At 60.0% G+C, this 21,252-nt stretch carries 18 protein-coding genes; 2 read left to right on the forward strand and 16 right to left on the reverse strand.

The genetic code is table 11. From position 1 onward, the window contains the following. Window positions 1–74: 74 nt before the first annotated feature. The 3 genes from trpC to QRN31_RS14175 are packed head-to-tail and all read right to left on the reverse strand — an operon-like array spanning window position 75 to window position 2,560. Window positions 75–911 (reverse strand): indole-3-glycerol phosphate synthase TrpC, encoded by an 837-nt coding sequence (gene trpC, locus QRN31_RS14165; RefSeq protein WP_285432592.1) that lies wholly within the window; start codon window positions 909–911, stop codon window positions 75–77. After that, complete coding sequence (gene trpD / locus QRN31_RS14170) at window positions 908–1,957, reverse strand: anthranilate phosphoribosyltransferase (RefSeq protein ID WP_090179161.1); 1,050 nt, start codon at window positions 1,955–1,957, stop codon at window positions 908–910. Before trpD ends, trpC begins: the two co-directional genes overlap by 4 nt. Before the next feature lie 9 nt (window positions 1,958–1,966). Then, a complete protein-coding gene (locus tag QRN31_RS14175; protein WP_285432593.1) occupies window positions 1,967–2,560 on the reverse strand; it encodes an aminodeoxychorismate/anthranilate synthase component II in 594 nt (197 codons plus the stop codon). Window positions 2,561–2,967: 407 nt separating this feature from the next. Here QRN31_RS14175 and estP point away from each other — a divergent pair, with 407 nt between their 5' ends. Then, the gene (gene estP, locus QRN31_RS14180; protein ID WP_285432594.1) at window positions 2,968–4,878 is read left to right on the forward strand and encodes an esterase EstP; all 1,911 of its coding nucleotides are present in this window, start codon (window positions 2,968–2,970) and stop codon (window positions 4,876–4,878) included. A gap of 172 nt (window positions 4,879–5,050) precedes the next feature. Here the strand turns inward: estP and trpE are convergent, their stop codons facing one another. The 10 genes from trpE to QRN31_RS14230 form a co-directional block, all read right to left on the reverse strand. Then, window positions 5,051–6,532 (reverse strand): anthranilate synthase component I, encoded by a 1,482-nt coding sequence (gene trpE, locus QRN31_RS14185; RefSeq protein WP_285432595.1) that lies wholly within the window; start codon window positions 6,530–6,532, stop codon window positions 5,051–5,053. A 71-nt stretch (window positions 6,533–6,603) separates the two neighbouring features. Continuing rightward, window positions 6,604–7,422: a phosphoglycolate phosphatase gene (locus tag QRN31_RS14190; RefSeq protein WP_285432596.1), complete on the reverse strand. Its 819-nt coding sequence runs from the start codon at window positions 7,420–7,422 to the stop codon at window positions 6,604–6,606. After that, window positions 7,419–8,093 (reverse strand): ribulose-phosphate 3-epimerase, encoded by a 675-nt coding sequence (gene rpe / locus QRN31_RS14195; protein WP_008035979.1) that lies wholly within the window; start codon window positions 8,091–8,093, stop codon window positions 7,419–7,421. Before rpe ends, QRN31_RS14190 begins: the two co-directional genes overlap by 4 nt. Window positions 8,094–8,185: 92 nt before the next feature. Then, window positions 8,186–9,334 carry an iron-containing alcohol dehydrogenase gene (locus QRN31_RS14200; RefSeq protein ID WP_285432597.1) on the reverse strand — a complete coding sequence of 383 codons (1,149 nt, stop codon included), beginning with the start codon at window positions 9,332–9,334 and terminating at the stop codon, window positions 8,186–8,188. 142 nt (window positions 9,335–9,476) lie between these two features. Beyond that, window positions 9,477–10,301 carry an ABC transporter permease gene (locus QRN31_RS14205; protein WP_090179144.1) on the reverse strand — a complete coding sequence of 275 codons (825 nt, stop codon included), beginning with the start codon at window positions 10,299–10,301 and terminating at the stop codon, window positions 9,477–9,479. 12 nt (window positions 10,302–10,313) lie between these two features. Then, entirely contained in the window at window positions 10,314–11,561 is a 1,248-nt protein-coding gene (locus QRN31_RS14210) for an ABC transporter permease (RefSeq protein ID WP_285432598.1), read from the reverse strand. 169 nt (window positions 11,562–11,730) lie between these two features. Then, entirely contained in the window at window positions 11,731–12,774 is a 1,044-nt protein-coding gene (locus QRN31_RS14215) for an ABC transporter substrate-binding protein (protein ID WP_222588693.1), read from the reverse strand. Window positions 12,775–12,821: 47 nt separating this feature from the next. Next, window positions 12,822–13,946 carry an ABC transporter ATP-binding protein gene (locus QRN31_RS14220; RefSeq protein ID WP_285432600.1) on the reverse strand — a complete coding sequence of 375 codons (1,125 nt, stop codon included), beginning with the start codon at window positions 13,944–13,946 and terminating at the stop codon, window positions 12,822–12,824. 341 nt (window positions 13,947–14,287) lie between these two features. After that, entirely contained in the window at window positions 14,288–14,917 is a 630-nt protein-coding gene (locus QRN31_RS14225; protein WP_458508544.1) for a response regulator, read from the reverse strand. A 164-nt stretch (window positions 14,918–15,081) separates the two neighbouring features. Beyond that, complete coding sequence (locus tag QRN31_RS14230; protein ID WP_285432602.1) at window positions 15,082–17,478, reverse strand: PAS domain S-box protein; 2,397 nt, start codon at window positions 17,476–17,478, stop codon at window positions 15,082–15,084. A 73-nt stretch (window positions 17,479–17,551) separates the two neighbouring features. On the opposite strand from QRN31_RS14230, the gene QRN31_RS14235 reads away from it, so the two are divergent. Then, window positions 17,552–18,544, forward strand: a complete 993-nt coding sequence (locus QRN31_RS14235) for an alpha/beta hydrolase family protein (protein ID WP_285432603.1) — start codon at window positions 17,552–17,554, stop codon at window positions 18,542–18,544. A gap of 141 nt (window positions 18,545–18,685) precedes the next feature. Here the strand turns inward: QRN31_RS14235 and QRN31_RS14240 are convergent, their stop codons facing one another. The 3 genes from QRN31_RS14240 to QRN31_RS14250 are packed head-to-tail and all read right to left on the reverse strand — an operon-like array spanning window position 18,686 to window position 21,142. After that, window positions 18,686–19,453 carry a TerB family tellurite resistance protein gene (locus QRN31_RS14240; protein WP_285432604.1) on the reverse strand — a complete coding sequence of 256 codons (768 nt, stop codon included), beginning with the start codon at window positions 19,451–19,453 and terminating at the stop codon, window positions 18,686–18,688. Window position 19,454: 1 nt separating this feature from the next. Then, window positions 19,455–20,126 carry an N-acetylmuramate alpha-1-phosphate uridylyltransferase MurU gene (murU, locus tag QRN31_RS14245; RefSeq protein ID WP_285432606.1) on the reverse strand — a complete coding sequence of 224 codons (672 nt, stop codon included), beginning with the start codon at window positions 20,124–20,126 and terminating at the stop codon, window positions 19,455–19,457. Then, a complete protein-coding gene (locus QRN31_RS14250; RefSeq protein ID WP_285432607.1) occupies window positions 20,123–21,142 on the reverse strand; it encodes an aminoglycoside phosphotransferase family protein in 1,020 nt (339 codons plus the stop codon). The genes murU and QRN31_RS14250 overlap by 4 nt, the downstream gene beginning before the upstream one ends. Window positions 21,143–21,252: the final 110 nt, after the last annotated feature.

A 21,252-nucleotide genomic window follows, 5' to 3' on the forward strand; every position in this document is an offset into this window, starting at 1 on the left:
TTGGGGGGGCTTGATGACCTCTTCGCGGGCAAGCCCGCTCCCACAGGGAATCGGGTTTGCCTGCGAAGATGTTGTCAGTCGAGTGTAGAACCACTCACTGCAGTACCACGTTCAGGAAAGAACAGGCGCTGCAACTCGGTGCCCGGGCTTTCGGCGCGCATGAACGCCTCGCCGACCAGGAACGCATACACATCGCTGATTTCCATCAACTCGACATCGGCCCGGTTGAGAATGCCACTTTCGGTAATCACCAGGCGATCACGAGGGATGCGCGGCAACAGATCGAGGGTGGTTTCCAGACTGACCTCGAAGGTGTGCAGGTTACGGTTGTTCACACCAACCAGCGGCGTGTTGAGGGTTTTCAAGGCCCGCTCCAGCTCGTCGCCGTCGTGCACTTCCACCAGCACGTCGAGGCCGACGCTTTTGGCCACGGCCGCCAACTCGGCCATCTTCACATCGTCCAGTGCAGAGACGATCAACAGCACACAGTCAGCACCCAAGGCACGGGCTTCGACGATCTGGTACGGATCGATCATGAAGTCCTTGCGGATCACTGGCAGTTTGCATGCCGCCCGGGCCTGTTGCAGGTAAGCATCGGCGCCCTGGAAAAAATCGACATCGGTGAGCACTGACAGGCAGGTTGCGCCGCCCTTCTCGTAACTCTTGGCAATGCTGGCGGGATCGAAATTCGCGCGAATCACGCCTTTGCTCGGTGATGCTTTTTTGATCTCGGCAATGACTGCCGGCTGTTTCAGCTTGGCCTGAGCAATCAATGCCTTGGCAAAACCACGGGGTGCATCGGCCGCCTTGGCCAGGCTTTCCAGCTCCGCCAGACTCACACGGGCGCTACGCTCGGCAACTTCCTGGACTTTGCGAGCCAGAATGCTTTCCAGAACCGTCGGTACACTCATCCCTCATTCTCCACTTTGAATACCGCGGTAAATGCACCCAACTCCTCGAGTTTTTCCCGGGCGAGGCCTGTGTGCAGCGCATCGTGCGCCAGGGCAACGCCTTCTTTCAAACTGGTCGCCAGGTCGGCTGCATACAGTGCGGCACCCGCATTGAGCACGATCATTTCGGCGGCTTTCTGGCCAAATTCGGTCTTGCGTTTGCCCAGGGCATCGCGAATCAGCTCAAGGGAAGCCGCCGGGCTTTCTACCGCCAGGCCATGCAGGCTCTGGCTCTTCATGCCCAGGTCTTCAGGTTCGACCCAATATTCGGTGATCTGGTCATTCTTCAGTTCTGCCACATACGTCGGCGCCGCCAGGCTGAACTCGTCCAGACCATCCTTGGAGTGCACCACCAGCACGTGCTTGCTGCCCAAACGCTGCAAGACTTCGGCCAATGGCCGGCACAGCGCCTGACTGAACACGCCCACCACCTGATGTTTCACGCCGGCCGGATTCGTAAGCGGGCCGAGCATGTTGAACAGGGTACGCAGACCAAGATCCTTGCGCGGACCGGCAGCGTGCTTCATGGCACTGTGATGGGTCTGGGCAAACATGAAACCGATGCCGACGTTGTCGATGCAGCGCGCCACCTGGACCGGACTCAGGTTGAGGTAAATACCAGCGGCCTCCAGCAAGTCGGCACTGCCGCTCTTGCCGGATACCGCACGGTTACCGTGCTTGGCCACGGTACAACCGGCAGCCGCCACGACGAAAGAGGAAGCCGTCGACACGTTGAAAATGTTCGCACCATCGCCGCCGGTGCCGACGACATCGACCACACCGTCGAGGGTCTTGAGTTCGACCTTGTCTGCCAGTTCGCGCATGACCGACACGGCGCCAACGATTTCGTCGATGCTCTCGCTCTTCATACGCATGGCCATCATGAACGCGCCGATCTGCGCATCCGTGCATTGCCCGGTCATGATTTCGCGCATCACATCGCGCATCTCATCGGTGCTGAGGTCGAGGTGATCGACGATACGGCTCAGGGCTGTCTTGATATTCATGGAAAGTCCTTAGCGCGTGCCGCCGGTTTGTTTGAGGAAGTTGGCGAACAGCTCGTGGCCCTGTTCAGTGAGGATAGACTCAGGGTGGAACTGCACACCTTCAATGTTCAACGTCTTGTGGCGCAGGCCCATGATCTCGTCGATCGAGCCGTCTTCGAGCTGGGTCCAGGCGGTCAGCTCCAGGCAATCGGGCAAGGTTTCGCGCTTGACGATCAGCGAGTGATAGCGCGTTACCGTCAACGGAAGATTCAGGCCTTCGAATACGCCCTTGTCCTCATGGAATACCGGGCTAGTCTTACCGTGCATGACTTGACGGGCGCGGACCACATCACCGCCAAACGCCTGGCCAATGGACTGGTGGCCGAGGCAGACGCCCAGAATCGGCAGCTTGCCGGCGAAATGCTTGATCGCTTCGATCGAGATGCCGGCTTCGGTCGGGGTGCAAGGACCGGGGGACACGACGATACGCTCGGGGTTAAGGGCTTCGATTTCGGCAATCGTGAGTTCATCGTTGCGCACGACTTTGACTTGGGAGCCGAGCTCACCAAGGTACTGCACAACGTTGTAGGTAAAAGAGTCGTAGTTATCGATCATCAGCAACATGGCGTTTAGAACCTCTTGAATTCACTGACTTTTAAGACAGCCTTCGAACGATTACCCGCAGCGTCCTGCACTTTGTCTGTCGCAAGATGCGCCAGCAAAGCGGTATGTCTAACGGGTGAAGAAGGCAAAGCGGTACAGGTCCGGCCAGGCCGGCAGAAAAGATTCAGGCGCGCCAACGCCAGCGGGCATGTGCCTTGATGACTTGATCCAGGAGTTTGCTGATGATCAACACGGGGAAGGTCTCATTCATACGTCTCGGCACAGTAACTTAGCTGGGCAGAGCGTGCAATATGGCCGGAGTGACAGCTCGCGAAACAATCGAAGGGTTCGCGACCGATGGCAAAACGCTGGAAGTTTTTGGTACTGTCGTTTCGTTTACTAAAACAATAAATAAAACGGACTTGCTCATGATCAAACAGACGTTGTTTGTACCACTCGCAGGATGCCTGCTCGCGATGGCCTGCGCCCAGGCGAACGCCTCGCCTAATCCCTACACCAATTTCATCGTCTTCGGCGACAGCCTCAATGACGCCGGCACATTTGCCGATACCGGCGGACCCGCCGGGGCGACGGAGCGCTATACCAACCGTACAGGGCCGGTGTATCTGGATGGCAGCGGTGAAGTCCGTTCGCTCAACGCCACCCAGGTCCTTGGAGGGAAACTGGGGTTCTCGCCGGATCAGACGGCGTCATCCTCCTCTGCAGTACGTGCCAGCGAAGGCCTGCCCGATGGCAACAACTGGGCTGTCGGCGGTTATCGCACCGATCAGATTCTCGACTCGATCACCAGCACCTCCGCTACCGGCGAACGCACCCGCGCGGGCTATCTGCCGTCGAACAATTTCCGCGCCGACCCGAATGCGCTCTATTACCTCTCGGGAGGCGGCAATGACTTCCTGCAGGGGCGCGTGACCAGCCTGCCTCAAGCCAGCGCCGCCGCCGATCGCCTGGCCAGCAGCGTGCAAACCCTGCAGCAGGCCGGGGCCCGCTACATCATGGTCTGGTTGCTGCCGGATATTGGCTTTACCCCGGCCTTCAACGGCACACCTTTGCAGGCCTTCACGTCCCAGCTCAGTTCCCAGTTCAACACTGAACTGGTCAGCCAACTGCAGGGCATTAACGCCAACATCATCCCGCTGAACATTCCGGTACTGCTCAAAGAGACATTCGCCAACCCTGGCCAGTTCGGCCTGGCTACCGACCAGAACCTCAGTGCCACCTGCTTCAGCGGCGACAGTTGCACCGAGAACGCCCGATACGGCATCAACAGTGCCACCCCGGACCCGACCAAACTGATCTACAACGACTCGGTGCACCCGACCGAAGCCGGGCAACGCTTGATTGCCGATTACGCGTACTCGCTGCTGTCCGCTCCATGGGAAGCAAGCCTGTTGCCACAAATGGCCCAGGGCACTTTGCGTTCTCATCAGGACGAGTTGCGTAACCAGTGGCTGGCCGATTGGGAAAATTGGCAAGGCGTGGGTCAATGGCGGGCGATTGTCGCCGCCGGCGGCCAACACCAGGATTTCGACAGCCAGCGCAGTGGGGCGAGTGCTGACGGCAATGGCGCCAACGTGAACATTGGTGGCAGCTATCGGCTCAACGACGCATGGCGCGTTGGCTTGGCGGCGGGCTTCTATAACCAGAAACTCGAAGCCGGCGATAAAGATTCGGATTACAAACTCAACACCTACTTGGGCACCGCTTTCGCCCAATACCAGCAGAATCGCATTTGGGGTGACGCGGCGCTGACGGCCGGGCATCTGGACTACGATAGCCTCAAACGCAAATTCCAGTTGGGGGTCAACGAACGCGGGGAGAAAGGCGACACCGACGGTTACCTGGTCGCCATCAGTGGCCGCCTGGGTTACGACATCGCGCCAGAGGCGAGCAGCCCGTGGCACTTGTCGCCATTCGTGAGCTCGGACTTCTCGAAAGTTGAAGTGAATGGTTACTCGGAAAACGGCGCCGACTCCACCGCGCTGACCTATGACGACCAGTCACGCATTTCCCGGCGTCTTGGCCTCGGAATCCAGGGCAAGTACCAGATCACCACGCAAACCCAAGTGTTTGGCGAACTGGCCCGCGAGCGCGAGTACAACGACGACACCCAGAATGTGACCATGAACCTCAACAGTCTTCCAAACAACCACTACACCCTGGCCGGCTACACCCCGCAGTCCAACCTGAACCGCTTGAACCTGGGCGTCAGCCATAACCTCACCAAGGACCTGTCATTGCGCGCCAGCTACGACATTCGCAAGGATGATGACTTCACCCAGCAAGGCATTAATCTCGGGGTTGCGCTGGACTTCTAGATCCCAGGCAACAAAAAACGCGGCGCCCTCACAGGCGCCGCATTTTTTTATGCTGATGAAAGTCCATGTGGGAGAGATCTTGCTCGCGATGAGGCTGGGACATTCAACATCTATGTTGACTGATAGATCGCCATCGCGAGCAAGCTCGCTCCCACAGGTTTTTTGCGTAAACTTAGCTGTCCGGGGTCTGTTCGGCCAGGGCCACGGCACGGAACATCGCGCGGCGCTTGTTCAGGGTTTCTTCCCATTCCAGCGCCGGCACCGAGTCGGCGACGATGCCGCCACCGGCTTGAACGTGCAGTTCGCCGTCCTTGATCACTGCGGTGCGGATCGCAATCGCAGTGTCCATATTGCCGTTCCACGCGAAGTAACCGACCGCTCCGCCATAGACGCCGCGTTTGACCGGTTCCAGTTCGTCGATGATTTCCATCGCGCGAATCTTCGGTGCGCCCGACAACGTGCCCGCCGGCAGAATGGCCCGCAGTGCGTCCATCGCCGTCAGCCCGGCCTTCAATTGACCGGTGACGTTGGACACGATGTGCATCACGTTGGAATAACGCTCGATGACCATTTTCTCGGTGAGCTTCACCGAACCGATCTCGGAAACCCGACCGGTGTCGTTACGGCCCAGGTCGATCAGCATCAAGTGTTCGGCGATTTCCTTGTCGTCCGACAGCAGGTCTTTTTCCAGCGCCAGGTCGGCCTCTTCGTTGGCCCCGCGTGGGCGGGTGCCGGCGATCGGGCGCACCGTGATCAGGTTGTCTTCGACCCGTACCAGCACTTCCGGCGAACTGCCGACGACATGGAAGTCGCCGAAGTTGAAGAAGTACATATACGGCGTCGGGTTGAAGCAACGCAGCGCGCGGTACAGATCAATCGGCGCAGCCTTGAAGTCAATCGACATGCGCTGGGACGGGACGACCTGCATGCAGTCACCGGCCAGGATGTATTCCTTGATGGTGTCGACGGCTTTTTCGTAATCGTCCTGGGTGAAGCTGGAGCGAAACACCGGATCAGCCGATTGTTGCTTGCTGAAATCCAGGCCACGGCGCGGCGTGATCGGTTGACGGAGTTTTTCCAGCAGCGCTTCCAGGCGTGCCTGACCTTGCTCGAAAGCCTCGGCCTGTGACGGGTCGGCCAGAACGATGGCGTGCATCTTGCCGGCGAGGTTGTCGAACACCACGACCGCGTCGGACACCATCAGCAGAATGTCCGGCACGCCCAGTGGATCCGGGTTCGGGCATTTGCCCAGGCGCTTCTCCACATACCGCACGCAGTCATAACCGAAGTACCCCACCAGCCCGCCGTTGAAGCGTGGCAGGCCCGGGATCGTCGGCACGTTATAGCGGGCCTTGAATGCTTCGACGAATGCCAGTGGGTCTTCGGCTTCATGGCTTTCGATCTCGACGCCGTCGTGGGTCACGCTCACGTGATGATCGTGAACCCGCAGCACGGTGCGGCATGGCAGGCCGATGATCGAATAACGGCCCCACTTCTCCCCGCCCTGTACCGATTCCAGCAAGTAAGAGTTGGGCTCGTCGGCCAGTTTCAAGTAGATCGACAGCGGAGTGTCGAAGTCGGCCAAGGTTTCGCAGGCCATCGGGATACGGTTATAGCCGGCAGCGGCCAAACGCAGGAATTCTTCACGGATCATGGGGTAGCCTCGTGGCTTGAGGTGCTAACAGTCAGGTATGCAAACGCGCCGGCGAGCCGGCCAGAATCGAGTCAGGCGCGCCAACGCCAGCGGGCCAGGGCCTTGATGACTTTCATCCAGAGTTTGCGAGTGACCACCACGATGGCGTTTCCAGAAGGGGATTGAGCAACGTCGGGCAACGTTATCTCAGCGGCTGGATCCAGGCAACCGGGAATTAGCTTGCGCAGATCGTCGATCACCAGCGCTGGCGATTCTTCGGCAATCGGCCGGCCATGGTTGTAGCCATAACTGAGGGCGACGCACTTGACCCCCGCTGCTTTCGCCGCCTGCACGTCGCTGCGCGAGTCGCCGACAAACAATGATTGCGAGGCCGGGATGTTGGCCATTTTCATCACAAAGAACAGCGCAGCCGGGTCAGGTTTCTGCTGCGGCAAGGTATCGCCGCCGATGATCCATTTGAAGTAGCGGCCGATTTTCATCTGATCCAGCAGCGGCGCGACGAAGCGCTCCGGCTTGTTGGTGATCAGCGCCATTTCCACGCCCTGCTTGTTCAGCCACTTCAGGGTGTCGCGCACACCGGGGTACACCACCGTCAGATCATGGCTCTGGCTGTAAGCCTCCATGAAAATCTCCAGCGCGCCCTCGGCCTCACCGTCATCGACGGTCGAATGGTCGATGCCACCGGCCAGCGCACGGCGAACCAGCACCGGCGCGCCGTTGCCGACCCACTCGCGCACCGACTCGATGCCGGCCGGCTCACGCCCCAGCTTGAGCAACATGTTATCCACAGCCGCCGCGAGGTCAGGGACTGAATCGATCAGCGTGCCATCCAGATCGAACATCACCAGCCGCGGCAAACGCCCCGGGAACAGCTGCTCAAAGCCACTCATGGACGAGCCAACGCCAGTTCGGAACGCATCTTTTCAATCACCTCTTGGTAATTCGGTGCATTGAAGATCGCCGAGCCGGCGACGAAGGTGTCCGCGCCCGCCGCCGCGATTTCACGAATGTTGTTCACGTTGACGCCACCGTCGATTTCCAGGCGAATGTCACGGCCGGACGCATCGATCAGCGCGCGTGCTTCACGCAGCTTGTCGAGGGTGCCGGGAATGAACTTCTGCCCGCCGAAGCCCGGGTTGACGCTCATCAGCAGGATCATGTCGACCTTGTCCATCACGTACTTGAGCACATCCAGCGGCGTCGCCGGGTTGAACACCAGGCCCGACTTGCAACCGCCTTCGCGGATCAACTGCAGGGAGCGGTCGACGTGCTGCGTGGCTTCCGGGTGGAAGGTGATGTAGGTAGCACCCGCTTCGATGAAGTCGCCGACGATGCGATCCACCGGGCTGACCATCAAGTGTGCATCGATAGGCGCGGTCACGCCGTACTTGCGCAGCGCAGCGCAGACCATCGGGCCGATGGTCAGGTTCGGCACGTAGTGGTTGTCCATGACATCGAAGTGCACGAAGTCGGCGCCAGCGGCCAGGACGTTGTCCACTTCTTCACCCAGGCGGGCGAAGTCGGCGGAGAGGATCGATGGAGCAATGACGAAGGGCTGCATGACGCACCTTTTTTGAACAGAATCACGATGGCGCGCATTGTATACCTCATGCTTTGGCGCGCGCACCGTGACCGCGATGATTGGGCCAGCCCCTAGTAAGCCGCGCGGTAGATCTTCTCGATATCAATCGCGCTCAATTTGCGTGGATTGTTGCGCATCAAGCGCTCAATCCCTGCCGCTTCCACGGCCATCGCCGGAATTGCATCCTCGGGAACGCCAAAGCTGCGCAGGCCCAGCGGAATTTCCACGGCGGCGCACAGTTCGGTCATCGCTTCCACGGCTTTGTCGGCCGCGTCAGTGGCGCTCAGATGAGCGGTCTTCACGCCCATGGCCTCGGCAATATCCTGCATGCGCTCGACGCAGGCCATCTTGTTCCAGGTCATGACATAAGGCAGGAGCAAGGCATTGCTCACGCCGTGGGCGATATTGAACCGCCCGCCCAGCGGATACGCCAACGCATGCACCGCGCCAACACCGGCATTGCCGAATGCCATGCCGGCCATCAGGCTGGCGGTGGCCATGTCTTCGCGGGCTTGCAGGTTGGACGGGTTGGAGTACGCCTTGGGCAGTGCCTTGGCGATCAGCTTGATCGCGCCGATGGCCAGCGCGTCGGTAATCGGCGAGGCGTTGAGTGACAGGTAGGATTCAATGGCATGCACCAATGCGTCGACGCCACTGGCGGCGGTGACACTGCGCGGGCAAGTCAGGGTCATTTGCGGGCTGACCAGCGCGACGTCCGGTAATAGATAGTCGCTGACGATGCCTTTTTTCAGCTGCGCGACCTTGTCGGAGAGGATGGCAACGTTGGTCACTTCCGATCCGGTACCGGCCGTGGTCGGGATGGCGATCAGCGGCGGACCTTTGCGCGGCACCTGATCGACGCCGAACAAATCCTCCAGCGCGCCGTGGTAACCGGCGTAGGCCGCGACACTTTTGGCAATGTCGATGGCGCTGCCGCCGCCAAGGCCAATCAGACCGTCGTGCCCGCCTTCGCGATAAACCCGCATGCAGTCTTCGACGATGGCGATTTCCGGGTCTGGCAATACACGATCGAAGATTTCGTAGGTTCGATCGCCCAACTGCGCCAGCGCCAGCTCGACCGTACCGGATTTGACTAGGGCGGCGTCGGTGACGATCAGCGGGTTGTCGATGTCCAGGCGGTTCAGTTCAGCGGCCAGTTGCTCGATGGCTCCAGCGCCGGTGATCAGTTTGTGAGCGATTTTGAAAGAGGAAAGACTCATGCGCGCAGCCTCTTATAAATAGGGGAGCTGGGCACAAGAGTAGCTGGGGATTGGGGTTTGTCTGCTATTCAGCCTGTGAATGACCGAGCCCCGACTGCCGATCGTTCCCACGCGGAGCGTGGGAACGATCATTGTGGGGGGATCAGACCTGGGCGGTGCGCAGTTTCTCGCTGCGGCCACGCAGCCATTCCAGGGTCAGCAGCAGGATCACCGAGAAAGCGATCAGCAGCGTTGCTGCGGCGGCGATGGTCGGGCTGAGGTTTTCGCGGATGCCGCTGAACATCTGCCGAGGCAAGGTCGCTTGTTCAGGACCTGCGAGGAACAGCGTCACTACCACTTCATCGAACGACGTTGCAAAGGCAAACAGCGCACCCGAGATCACGCCTGGCGCAATCAGCGGCAACGTCACCCGGCGGAACGCCGTCAGTGGCGAAGCACCGAGGCTGGCGGCGGCGCGCACCAGGTTCTGGTTAAAGCCCTGCAACGTGGCCGACACGGTGATGATCACGAACGGCACACCCAGCACCGCATGCACCACGATCAACGAGAAGAAGCTGTTGCCCAACCCCAGCGGGGCAAAAAACAGATAACTCGCCACACCGATGATCACCACAGGCACCACCATCGGCGAAATCACCAGCGCCATGACCAGCGCTTTGCCGGGGAAGTCGCCACGGGTCAGGCCGATCGCCGCCAGCGTACCGAAGACCATCGCCAGCACCGTCGCCGCCGGGGCGACGATGATGCTGTTCTTCAGCGAGCGCATCCATTCGGCCGAAGCGAAGAAGTCCTGATACCAGTGCAGCGAAAAACCTTGCAGCGGGTACACCAGGAAGCTGCCGGAGTTGAACGACAGCGGAATGATCACTAGCACCGGCAGAATCAGGAACAGCAGAACCAGGCCGCAGAGAATCCGCAAGCTGTAGAACCACACCCGTTCAATGGGCGACATATAAGGACTCAGCATTTCATTCTCCCCTTAGCTCAGGCGCAGGCGACTGGCGCCCACCAGCCAGCTGTAAATCAGATAAAGCACCACAGTCGCCAACAGCAGCAGCCCACCGAGTGCGGTCGCCATGCCCCAGTTGATACTGGTGTTGGTGTAGAAAGCGACGAAGTAACTGACCATCTGATCGTTCGGGCTGCCCAGCAACGCCGGGGTGATGTAGTAGCCAATCGCGAGGATGAACACCAACAGGCAACCGGCGCCGACACCGGCATAGGTCTGCGGGAAGTACACCCGCCAGAAGCTGGCGAACGGGTGGCAACCGAGGGAAATCGCGGCGCGCATGTAGGTCGGCGAGATGCCTTTCATCACGCTGTAGATTGGCAGAATCATGAACGGCAGCAGGATGTGCACCATGGAGATGTAAACCCCGGTGCGGTTGAACACCAGCTCCAGCGGCTTATCGATGATGCCCATCGCCATCAGGCCGCTGTTGATCAAGCCCCCCGATTGCAGCAACACGATCCACGCGGCGACTCGCACCAGGATCGATGTCCAGAACGGCAGCAGCACCAGAATCATCAGCAGGTTGCTTTGGCGCGATGGCAGGTTCGCCAGCAAGTAGGCCAGCGGATACGCCAGCAGCAGGCAGATGCCGGTGATGATCAAACCCATCCAGAAGGTACGGGCGAAGATGTCGAGGTAAATCGCCTGATCGGGCGTGGCCGGGGCCAGTTCACCGAGGTCGTCGATGCGGTGATCGACGGCCGCCAGCAGGTAGTACGGCGTGATATTGCTTGTGTTTCGGCGTACCGCTTGCCAGTAGGCCGGGTCGCCCCAGCGCTCGTCGAGACCTTCGAGTGCTTCTTTATAAGAGGCCGGCTCAGTGGTGAACGGCAAGGCGCGTGCGGTTTTGGTCAGCAGGCTGCGGTAGCCGGCCAACTCCATGTTCAAGCGCTTGGACAGATCGCCCAGGGTTTGATTCTTGCGGGCTTCGGCGAGGTCTTCGCTGGCTGCTTTGTAAACCGGTTCAGCGGGCAGGCCGCGGCCATCCCAACTGGCGATGGCCGCCACGGTGCGCGGCATGCCGCCGACCACTTCCGGGTTACCAACGCTTTTGTAGAGCAGCGCCACGATGGGCACCAGGAACACCAGCAACAGAAACAGCACCAAGGGCGCAATCAAGGCCTGTGCCTTCCAGCGGTTGATCCGCTCGGCGTGCTTGAGCCGCTGCTTCAAGGTGGGGTCAGCGCCCGCGTTCAGGGGAATGGCGGTGGCCATGGCGTACTCCGGAAATCTTTGATCGTTACAGAGGCATACAAACAACCTGTGGGAGCGAGCTTGCTCGCGATGGGGGCATTCCATCCGACATCGATGTTGACTGCCCCACTGCTATCGCGAGCAAGCTCGCTCCCACAAGGATTGCGGTGTTCAAACCACAGGGTCGTGCTTACTTCGCAGCCCAGGAATTGAAGCGCTGCTCCAGTTGCTCGCCGTTGTCAGCCCAGAAGCTGACGTCGATCTGCACCTGGTTGGCGATGTTTTCCGGGGTGGTCGGCATGTCTTTCAGGACATCCTTGGCCAGCAACGGTACGGCTTGGGTGTTGGCCGGGCCGTAAGCGATGTTTTCCGAGTAGGTCTTCTGCTGCTGCGGCGCCACCGAGAAGGCGATGAATTTCTTCGCAGCTTCAGCGCGTGCCTTGTCCAGACCTTTCGGGATTGCCCATGCGTCGAAGTCGTAGATGCCGCCATTCCACACGACTTTCAGGTTGCTTTCTTTCTGCACGGCAGCGATCCGGCCGTTGTAGGCCGAGCTCATGACCACGTCACCGGAAGCGAGGTATTGCGGCGGTTGTGCGCCGGCTTCCCACCACTGGATGTTTGGCTTGAGTTCATCGAGTTTCTTGAACGCGCGGTCCTGACCGTCTTTGCCAGCCAGCACTTTGTAGACGTCTTTAGGCGCGACGCCGTCGGCCATCAAAGCGAATTCCAGGGTGTACTTGGCGCCTTTGCGCAGGCCACGTTTACCCGGGAATTTCTTGGTGTCCCAGAAATCAACCCAGCTGGTCGGTGCGGAAGCCAGTTTGTCGGCGTTGTAGGCCAGCACGGTCGACCACACGAAGAAACCCACGCCGCACGGCTGAATAGCGCCTTTGACGTAGTCTTCGGATTTGCCGAACAACTTCGGATCCAGTTGCTCGAACATGTCTTCGTCGCAACCACGGGACAGTTCTGGCGATTCAACTTCTACCAGGTCCCAGGACACGCTCTTGGTGTCGACCATGGCTTTGACCTTGGCCATCTCGCCGTTGTATTCGCCCGCCACGATCTTGCCGTTGCCTGCCGCTTCCCACGGTGCGTAGAACGCTTTGGCCTGCGCGGCCTTGTTCGCCCCGCCAAAGGACACCACGGTCAGGTCCGGGCCCGCCGCCATCGCGTGTGCCGCACCGATCATGCCCATGACCAAAGCGGTTAATTTCAGGGATCTCAACATTTATTGTTCTCTCCACGTGCAGGTTGGTGTTGGTGTAGCCGGGGCGATTAATGCGCCTCTAGAAGTGGGTCGAGCGCGCGAACGTGTTCGACCTGCCAGCCAAGCGGTACCACGTCACCGACGGCAAGCGCGGGATCGAGCTCGGCAATCGGTTGTTTCACAAAGAAGTCGGTCTTGCCGCAGACTTCCAGACGAACCCGGACGTGGTCGCCCAGATAGATGAATTCCTCCACCCGCCCGGAGAAGCGATTGACGCAGGACTCGCTCGAACCATTGAGGCTCACGCGTTCCGGGCGGATCGACAGCGTGACCGGCTCGCCGGTCTTGCCGACATTGACCGCCAGCGCTTCAACTTTTTCACCGCGACCGAGTTCAACGATGCAACGGTCGCCCGTCTGGCTGTGCAAGCGCCCGTTAAGACGGTTGTTCTCGCCGATGAAGTTGGCGACGAAGGTGTTCTTTGGCTCTTCATAGAGGGTGCGCGGTGGGGCGATCTGCTGGATTTCGCCCTGATGGAACACTGCCACGCGGTCGGACATGGTCAAGGCTTCGCCCTGGTCGTGGGTCACGTAGACCACGGTCACGCCGAGACGCTGGTGCAGGTGCTTGATCTCCATCTGCATGTGTTCGCGCAGTTGTTTGTCGAGTGCGCCGAGCGGTTCGTCCATCAGCACCAGTTGCGGTTCGAACACCAACGCACGGGCCAGGGCCACACGCTGTTGCTGACCGCCGGACAGTTGGGCGGGATAACGCTGGGCGAAGGTGTCGAGCTGCACCATGCTCAAGACACGCTTGACCCGGTCACTGACGTCGCTCTTGTTCAAGCCGCGCACGGTCAGCGGGAATGCAAGGTTCTCGGCCACGGTCATGTGGGGGAACAAGGCGTAATTCTGGAACACCATGCCGATGTCGCGTTTGTGCGGCGGCACATTGTTGATGGCGCGCCCGGCCAGCAGGATTTCGCCAGCGGTCGGTGTTTCAAAACCGGCGAGCATCATCAGGCTGGTGGTCTTGCCGGAACCGGACGGCCCGAGCAAGGTGAGGAATTCGCCTTTGCGAATATCCAGGTTGAGGTCTTTGACGATCAGGTTCTCGCCGTCGTAGCTCTTCTGCACTCCACGAAAGCTGACCAGAATGTCATTGGCCCCTGTACTTGAATCGACCTGGCTCATACCCACACCTTTGTTATTGATGACTGCTGTGGACTAAGCCTAGTGGACGCTGGGATGCGCGCAAATCGGGGCGCAGGAGAGAATCGCCTCAGCCGTTTGGAAGGTTGGGGGTAGGGATTGCCCTACAAGGATGGCGGGATTGGATAGGTGCTGCGGTGGTTTGAAGCTAAAAGCCACAAGAATTGGCAGAAGTATTGATTGAGGCTGTCGCAAATGGGTATGTCACCGCTGTCCTGTGGGAGCGAGCTTGCTCGCGATTGCGGTGTGCCAGTAGGTATATACCTTGAATGTTCCTCCGTCATCGCGGGCAAGCCCGCTCCCACAGTGAACGGTGGTGTGTCTTAGAGAAGTTTGTGTTCCATCGCGTATTTCACCAGTTCCGCCAGGGAGGTGATGTTGAGCTTCTGCATCAGGCGCGCCTTGTGGGTGCTGATGGTCTTGCTGCTCAGGGCCAGTTGCTGGGCGATGTCGTTGACGTTAGCGCCCTGGGCCAAGCGCTCGAATACTGAAAACTCGCGTTCCGACAATAAGGCGTGCAACGGTCGCGAATCGGTCAGGCCGACTTCGAAGACCATCCGGTCAGCCAGGTCCGGGTCGATGTAACGCCCGCCCGCCGCGACTTTGCGGATCGCGGTCAGCAGCAGTGCCGGATCGCTGTCCTTGGTCGCATAACCCGCAGCGCCAACCTTCAGCGCCCTGGCGGCCATTTGTGCTTCATCGTGCATCGACAGCACCAGGATCGCCGGGGGATTGTTCAGCGCGCGAATCCGTGGAATCGCCTCCAGGCCATTGACCCCGGGCATCGAGATGTCCAGCAACACCACCTCGCAGGGCACATGACGCAAAGTTTCGAGCAGTTGTTCACCATTGCTCGCCTCCCCCACCACCAGCAAATCCTTGGCCAGGCCAATCAGCTGCTTGATGCCCTCACGGACGATGGTGTGGTCTTCGGCTACCAGTACACGGATCACGTTCTTCTCCATTGTTCTTATGTCAGAGCCAAGATCTATCGTCGCAACACCGCCCGCAAAGCCCGCCCCCACATTGGATCTGCAGCGTTCACAAATTTCTGTGGTAGCGGCGGTGCGACGATTCGACTTGCCCGCGATAGCGTCAGTACAGACACCACAAAAATTCAGGTTGCTTCCACCGGCACCCGCACACTCAACGTTGTGCCCTCCCCCGGCTCACTTTCAAGCGACAGTTCCCCGCCCATGATCAACACCCGTTCGCGCATGCCTACCACGCCAAAGGACGTTGGCCGGCCAGTAGCCGGAACAAATCCTACGCCATCATCGCTGACGGTCAGGCACAACTCATCGCCTTCAAGGGTCAGCGTCAGCTCAACAGTATGCGCCTGGGCATGGCGCATGACATTGGTCAGTGCTTCCTGAAGGATCCGGAACAGGCCAATCGCCTTGGCATCACTGAGCACCGGCAGGTTTTCCGGCACCTGCACCAGGCACGGAATCTGCGTGCGCGCCTCGAATCGCCGGGCCTGCCACTCGATGGCCGAGGCGATGCCGGCATCGAGAATCGGTGGCCGTAGCGCCGTCGCCACATCACGCACCAACTGGAACAGCTGAGCGATCAAGCGTTTCATGCTGTTCAATCGTTCATTCAGACCAGGGTCGAGCTGGGCGTAGGCCAGTTCGCACATGGACGTTTCCAGTTTAAGCACGGTCAGCATCTGACCCAACTCGTCGTGAACTTCCCTTGCGATGCGAGCCTTTTCCTCCTCCCGCACGCTCTCCAGGTGAGCCGACAATTCACGCAGTTGCTCGCGGGAGCTGGCCAGTTCCAGTTCGATGCGCTTGCTCTCGCTGATGTCCCAGACAATCCCGTCCCAGACATAGGCGCCATCCTCGAGCCGGCGGGTAATGGCCTTGATCTCGGCCCAACGCTGTTCGCCAGAACGCGTGAGAATCCGCCCCTGCCACGACCAGTCACTGTCGGTGTCCAGTGCATGATCCTGGGTCTGGTGATAGCTGGCCTTGTCGTCTGGATGTACCAGGCTGCGCAGGCCTTTGTCGCGATGCGCCAGGGTAGCCGGCGAATAACCGACCAGGCTCTCGCTGCCTTCACTGATGTAGGCAAAGTCGATCTGACCTGTCACCGGCGCCCGCTCCAGGCGAAAGACCAGTCCCGGAACGTTGGCGGCAATCCCCTGCAACCGTGCCTCACTTTCCTGCAAGGCGGCCAGGGCGCGACGCCGTTCAGTGACGTCATTGAGGTAGACCACCAGGTATTCGCCGTCGCGAAAGCGCAGGAAACTCAACGAAACATCGGTCGGCAGGATGCTGCCATCGGCCCGCACACAGTTGGTTTCGAAGCTTTGTGGCCCTTCTTCACTGGCGCGCGCACGCTTCCACAGGTTCAGCCAACGGTCCATATGCAAACCGGGTTCGAAGTCGATCAGCGGCCGATCAATGATCCCGCCCGCCGGGTAGCCAAGCATGGTTTCGGCGGCTCGGTTGGCATAGCGCACGTGGCTGTCCCAATTGACCCAGAGGATGCCGACGGTGCTCTGGTCGATGGAAAACTGCGTCAGGCGCAACGCCTCTTCACTGGCCTCACGCTGGGCAATGTCTTCGCGTGCCGCCAACAGGCGCTGCTCCAGGCTGTGCTGCTGGCGACGCTGCCAGATCACGATGGCCATGCTGGTCAGCATCAACACCGCCATCAGCAGGCAGAGGTTTTGCCAGAATCCCGGTGATTCGGTCAAACGCGGGTACTTGGGTTGCAGCCATTGGTTATGCAGTTGTTCCAGGTCTTTGGCCGGAATCGCCCGTAGCGCGCTTTCGACGATGCCGGCCAACTCCGGCAAGTCCCGGCGCGTGGCCACGCGCAGCAATTGCGGCAAACCGATGTCCCCCACCACGACCAGTCCGGCGAACTCGGGCTCAATCGACAAACGCCCCAACTGCGCCTCATCGACAATCGCGTAACCGGCCTGCTGACTCAGTAACAGCTGCAACGCCTGGCGGTCGATCGGTACGCCTTGCAGGTTCAGATGTGGATAGTTGCTGCGCAGATAATCTGCCGTGGCGCTTGGCATGCGCACGGCAACGCGGATTCGGCTGTCGAGTTTTTCCAGTTCCACCACGCCAGCGCTTTTCTGGTCACTGACCACCAGTTGCGGCACGCGCATGTAGGGGTCGGTGAATTGCCAGAGCCTCAGACTGGCGGGGGTTTGGGTCAACCCCGGGGCGATGTCGATTTCACCCTCGCGCGCGGCAGCTTCCAATTGTTCAAGGTCGGGGAAATTGCGCCAGCTCAGCTCGACCTTGAGCGCTTTGGCCAGCCATTTCATCAACTCGACGTTAACCCCGGACAACCGCTGCAAACGGCGATCGTATTGCGCATAAGGTGCCTGCAACACCAGCCCGACACGCAACTCGCCGTGCTCTGCCAGCCACTGTTGTTGCCGGGCCGACAAGGGCGCGACGTGCGCCGCTGGCGCGGAGGCCGCCCAACTGATCAAGGGAAACCACAAACAGCCGATAACCCACAGGCAGCGAAAACGCATCATTGAAGTCCCACACACTGACAAATACTGACCAACCCTTTAGGCTGCCGGAATAACTTCTGGCCTGGAATATCCGATGCCCCCTGTCTACCGCCTGGCACTGCCAGCATTGTGCCTGTCGCTGATCCTGCCTTGCGCCTTTTCTGTCGAAGCGGCTGACCCGGCACCTGTGGCTGCGGAAAAACCCGCAGAAGAAAAACCGGTCGAACGCCAGCCGCTGCTTGAGCGTAGTCAGGAAGAAGCGACAGCACTTGAGCGAAAAATCCCTGTTCAGGAACAGCAACAACTGCAAGCCGGTGCCGACACTTTCCTCGCGCTGTGGAAACCGGCCAATACCGCCGAGCCCAAAGGTGCGGTGATTATCATCCCGGGCGCCGGAGAAACCGTTGACTGGCCGCAAGTAATCGGTCCATTGCGGCGCAAATTACCTGACGCCCAGTGGAGCAGCCTGAGTATCACCCTGCCGGACCTGCAAAGCGATGCCATTGCGCCACGCGTCGTTGAAATGCCGCCAACGCTCAAGGCGCCGCAAACCGGCAGCAAGGACTCGACCACGACAGCCCCCATCGAGCAAGCGGCCGGCGGCGAAGCGGAAGTGGCCGACAAGGCCATCGCCGAAACCACCGAGGAACAAGCCAAGGCCGACGCCGAACGCATCTTCGCCCGTATCGATGCCGCCATTGCCTATGCAGAGCAACAGAGCGCTCGGCGCATTGTGGTGTTGGGTCATGGCACTGGCGCTTACTGGGCCGCGCGATATCTGAGCGAAAAGCAACCCGCGCAAGTGGAGAAGTTCGTGATGGTCGCGGTGCAGACGCCGGTGGCGGCGAAACCCGATCTGGTTGAGTTGACGCCGACGCTGAAGCTGCCGACGGCAGACATTTTCTATGTGGATAAACCACTGGATCGCAAGGCGGCGCTGGAGCGGATGCAGGCCAGCAAGCGCTTGAAGACTTCGGCGTTCAGCCAGGTATCGCTCAAGGCACTGCCCGGTAACGCCGCGGCGGAGCAAGAGCAATTGGTGCGTCGAGTGCGCGGCTGGTTGAATCCGCAGAAAGCGGCGGACTGAAAGACCGCGTCCCCCTTATCGCGAGCAGGCTCGCTCCCACATTGGATTTTCGGTAAACACATCATTTGTGTTCGGCCTGGATCAAGTGTGGGAGCGAGCCTGCTCGCGATGGCGGTCTCACAGCCAGCGCATCGCCGCCGGTTACCGAAAATCCCGTCGCTGGCGAATCAACGTGTAGGCGCTATGCAGTTCACGTGTCTTGTCAGTCGCTTCACGCACCTGCAACGCGGTCGCACCGCTGCCGGCAATCTTGTCCGGGTGATGGCGACTGAGCAGGCGTCGATAGGCACGCTTGATCTGCGCCGGCTCACTGGTCGCCGACACACCCAATAGCCGCAGTGCATCCTGATAAGTGAGGGTGGCGCTGACTTGCGGCCGCTTGTGCTGTTCATAGTCGGCCGCCAGTGCCTGCACCTGATGGGGCGTCCAGCCTAGCCATTTCCCCCACTGCGCAATCAGCTCGCGCTCGCGGTTTCCGGCACGGCCATCGGCCCAGACCATCCGCCAACAGGCACGCAACACACCTTCCGCCGCATGGGGCTGCGCACTCAATCGGCGCAGATACCCGCGTAACCGGTCACTGCCCGACTTGCCACGATTGAACGCGGCAATGGCACGTCGCTGCGCCGACTCGGTCATCTCCAGCGAACGCATTTCCTGACGGGCCTGCTGGATATGGCCATCCACCACACGCCCATCGCTCTTGGCCAAGCGCCCCAGCAACACGAATAACAGCTCATCGTTGCGCAGCATCGGACGACCGCCGAGCTTTTCACGCAATTGTCCCCAGCTCTGCAAGTGCAAGCGCCGATCCAGTGCCTGCCCCAACAAAGCGCCGAGCATGGCCCCCGGAATACTGGCTATGGCAAAGCCCGCTCCGGCTCCAATCAGAGTCCCTGGCCACAGCATCTCAGCGTCTCGCTTCTATCAAGGATTCAACTTCGGCCAGACGCTCGTGCGTGCCGACATCCACCCAATGCCCTCGCAGGTGTTCGCCCGTGACCTGCCCATCGGCCATGGCCTTGCGCAGCAGCGGTGCGAGTTTGAAGGCACCGGCCGAGCAACCGTCGAACAAGTGCGGATGCAGCACGGCAATGCCGCTGTAGGTCAGGGTCGCGGCGCCCGGTTGAGCGTCTTGCACTTGCCCGTCAACCAGTGTGAAGTCGCCGGCTGGATGATGGAGCGGGTTATCCGCCAACACCAGGTGGGCCAGCCCGGCAATGGGTTGATGCAACACGCTGAAGTCGTAGTCGGTCCAGATGTCGCCGTTGACCACCACAAAGGCCTCGTCACCCAATAATGGCAACGCGCGGAAAATCCCGCCGCCGGTTTCCAGCGGCTCACCTTCTCGCGAGTACTCAATACGCATGCCGTATTGCGAACCGTCGCCCAGGTAGCTTTCGAGTTGTTGACCAAGCCAGGCGTGATTGATCACGACCTCGGTGAACCCGGCAATCGCCAGGGCCTTCAAGTGATACTCGATCAGGGGCACGCCGCCGGCACGAACCAGCGGCTTTGGCGTGGACAGGGTCAACGGGCGCATGCGCTCGCCTTTGCCGGCTGCCAGAATCATTGCCTTCATGCCGGGACTCCAGCGCGCAGACTCAGCAGCAACACATCCAGCTCAGCCAATTCAGGGCGGCGGGCTATCACTGCATCTATATAGGCAAAGAAGCGTGGCACATCAGCCAGGTAGCGGGGTTTGCCGTCGCGATGGCAGATGCGCGCGAAAATGCCGATCACTTTCAGGTGGCGCTGCACGCCCATCAGGTCGCTGGCCCGCAGGAAGTCTTCGAAGTCAGGCTGCACGGGAATACCGAGCTCGCCCGCTTGCTGCCAGTAGTTTTCCAGCCAGCCGCGTACGCGTTCTTCTGGCCAGCTCAGGAAGGCATCCTTGAACAGGCAGGTCACATCGTAGGTCACCGGGCCATAGACCGCGTCCTGGAAATCCAGCACGCCAGGATTAGGCTCGCTGAGCATCAGGTTGCGCGGCATGTAGTCGCGGTGCACCAGCACTTTGGGCTGAGCCAGGGCGCTGTCGATCAACACATCGGTGACGTTCTGCCAGAGCATTTGTTGCGCCGCGTCGAACTCGATGCCCAGCTCGCGCTTCACGTACCACTCGGGGAACAATTCCAGCTCGCGACGCAACAGCGCCACGTCATAACTGGGCAGCGGCGCAACCATTGGCAACTGCTGAAAAGCCAGCAAGGCATCCAGGGCGTCCTTGAACAAATCGTCGGCGTTTTCGCTGTCGATCACGTCCAGATACGTCTTGTTGCCCAGGTCATTGAGCAAAAGAAAACCGCGTTCGAGGTCTTCGGCATAAATTTTCGGCACATTTATTCCGGATTTCGCCAGCAAAAAAGCGATATCCACGAAGGGTTTGCAGTTTTCCTGGGGCGGTGGCGCGTCCATCACGACGAAACTTCTGCCGGCGCCTTCCCAACGGAAATAGCGCCGAAAACTCGCATCACTACTGGCCGCAGTCAACGTGGCCGGGGGTACAACGCCCCAATCCTGTTCTGCAAAAAGGACGGCCAACTGCTCATCGAGCCAAACTTTCAGGTGTTGCAAACGTACATCTTGGTCAGGCATTGCAAGGGTCTCCGACGGCGCTAGCCGTCAAGCGGGTCATGCTTTATTATCCAGCATCTTTTTCAGACCATCGAGAGGCGTGCGGCCCACACCGCGGGCAGATGGCACGC

This window comes from Pseudomonas sp. fls2-241-R2A-110 (assembly GCF_030209165.1).
GTDB lineage: Bacteria > Pseudomonadota > Gammaproteobacteria > Pseudomonadales > Pseudomonadaceae > Aquipseudomonas.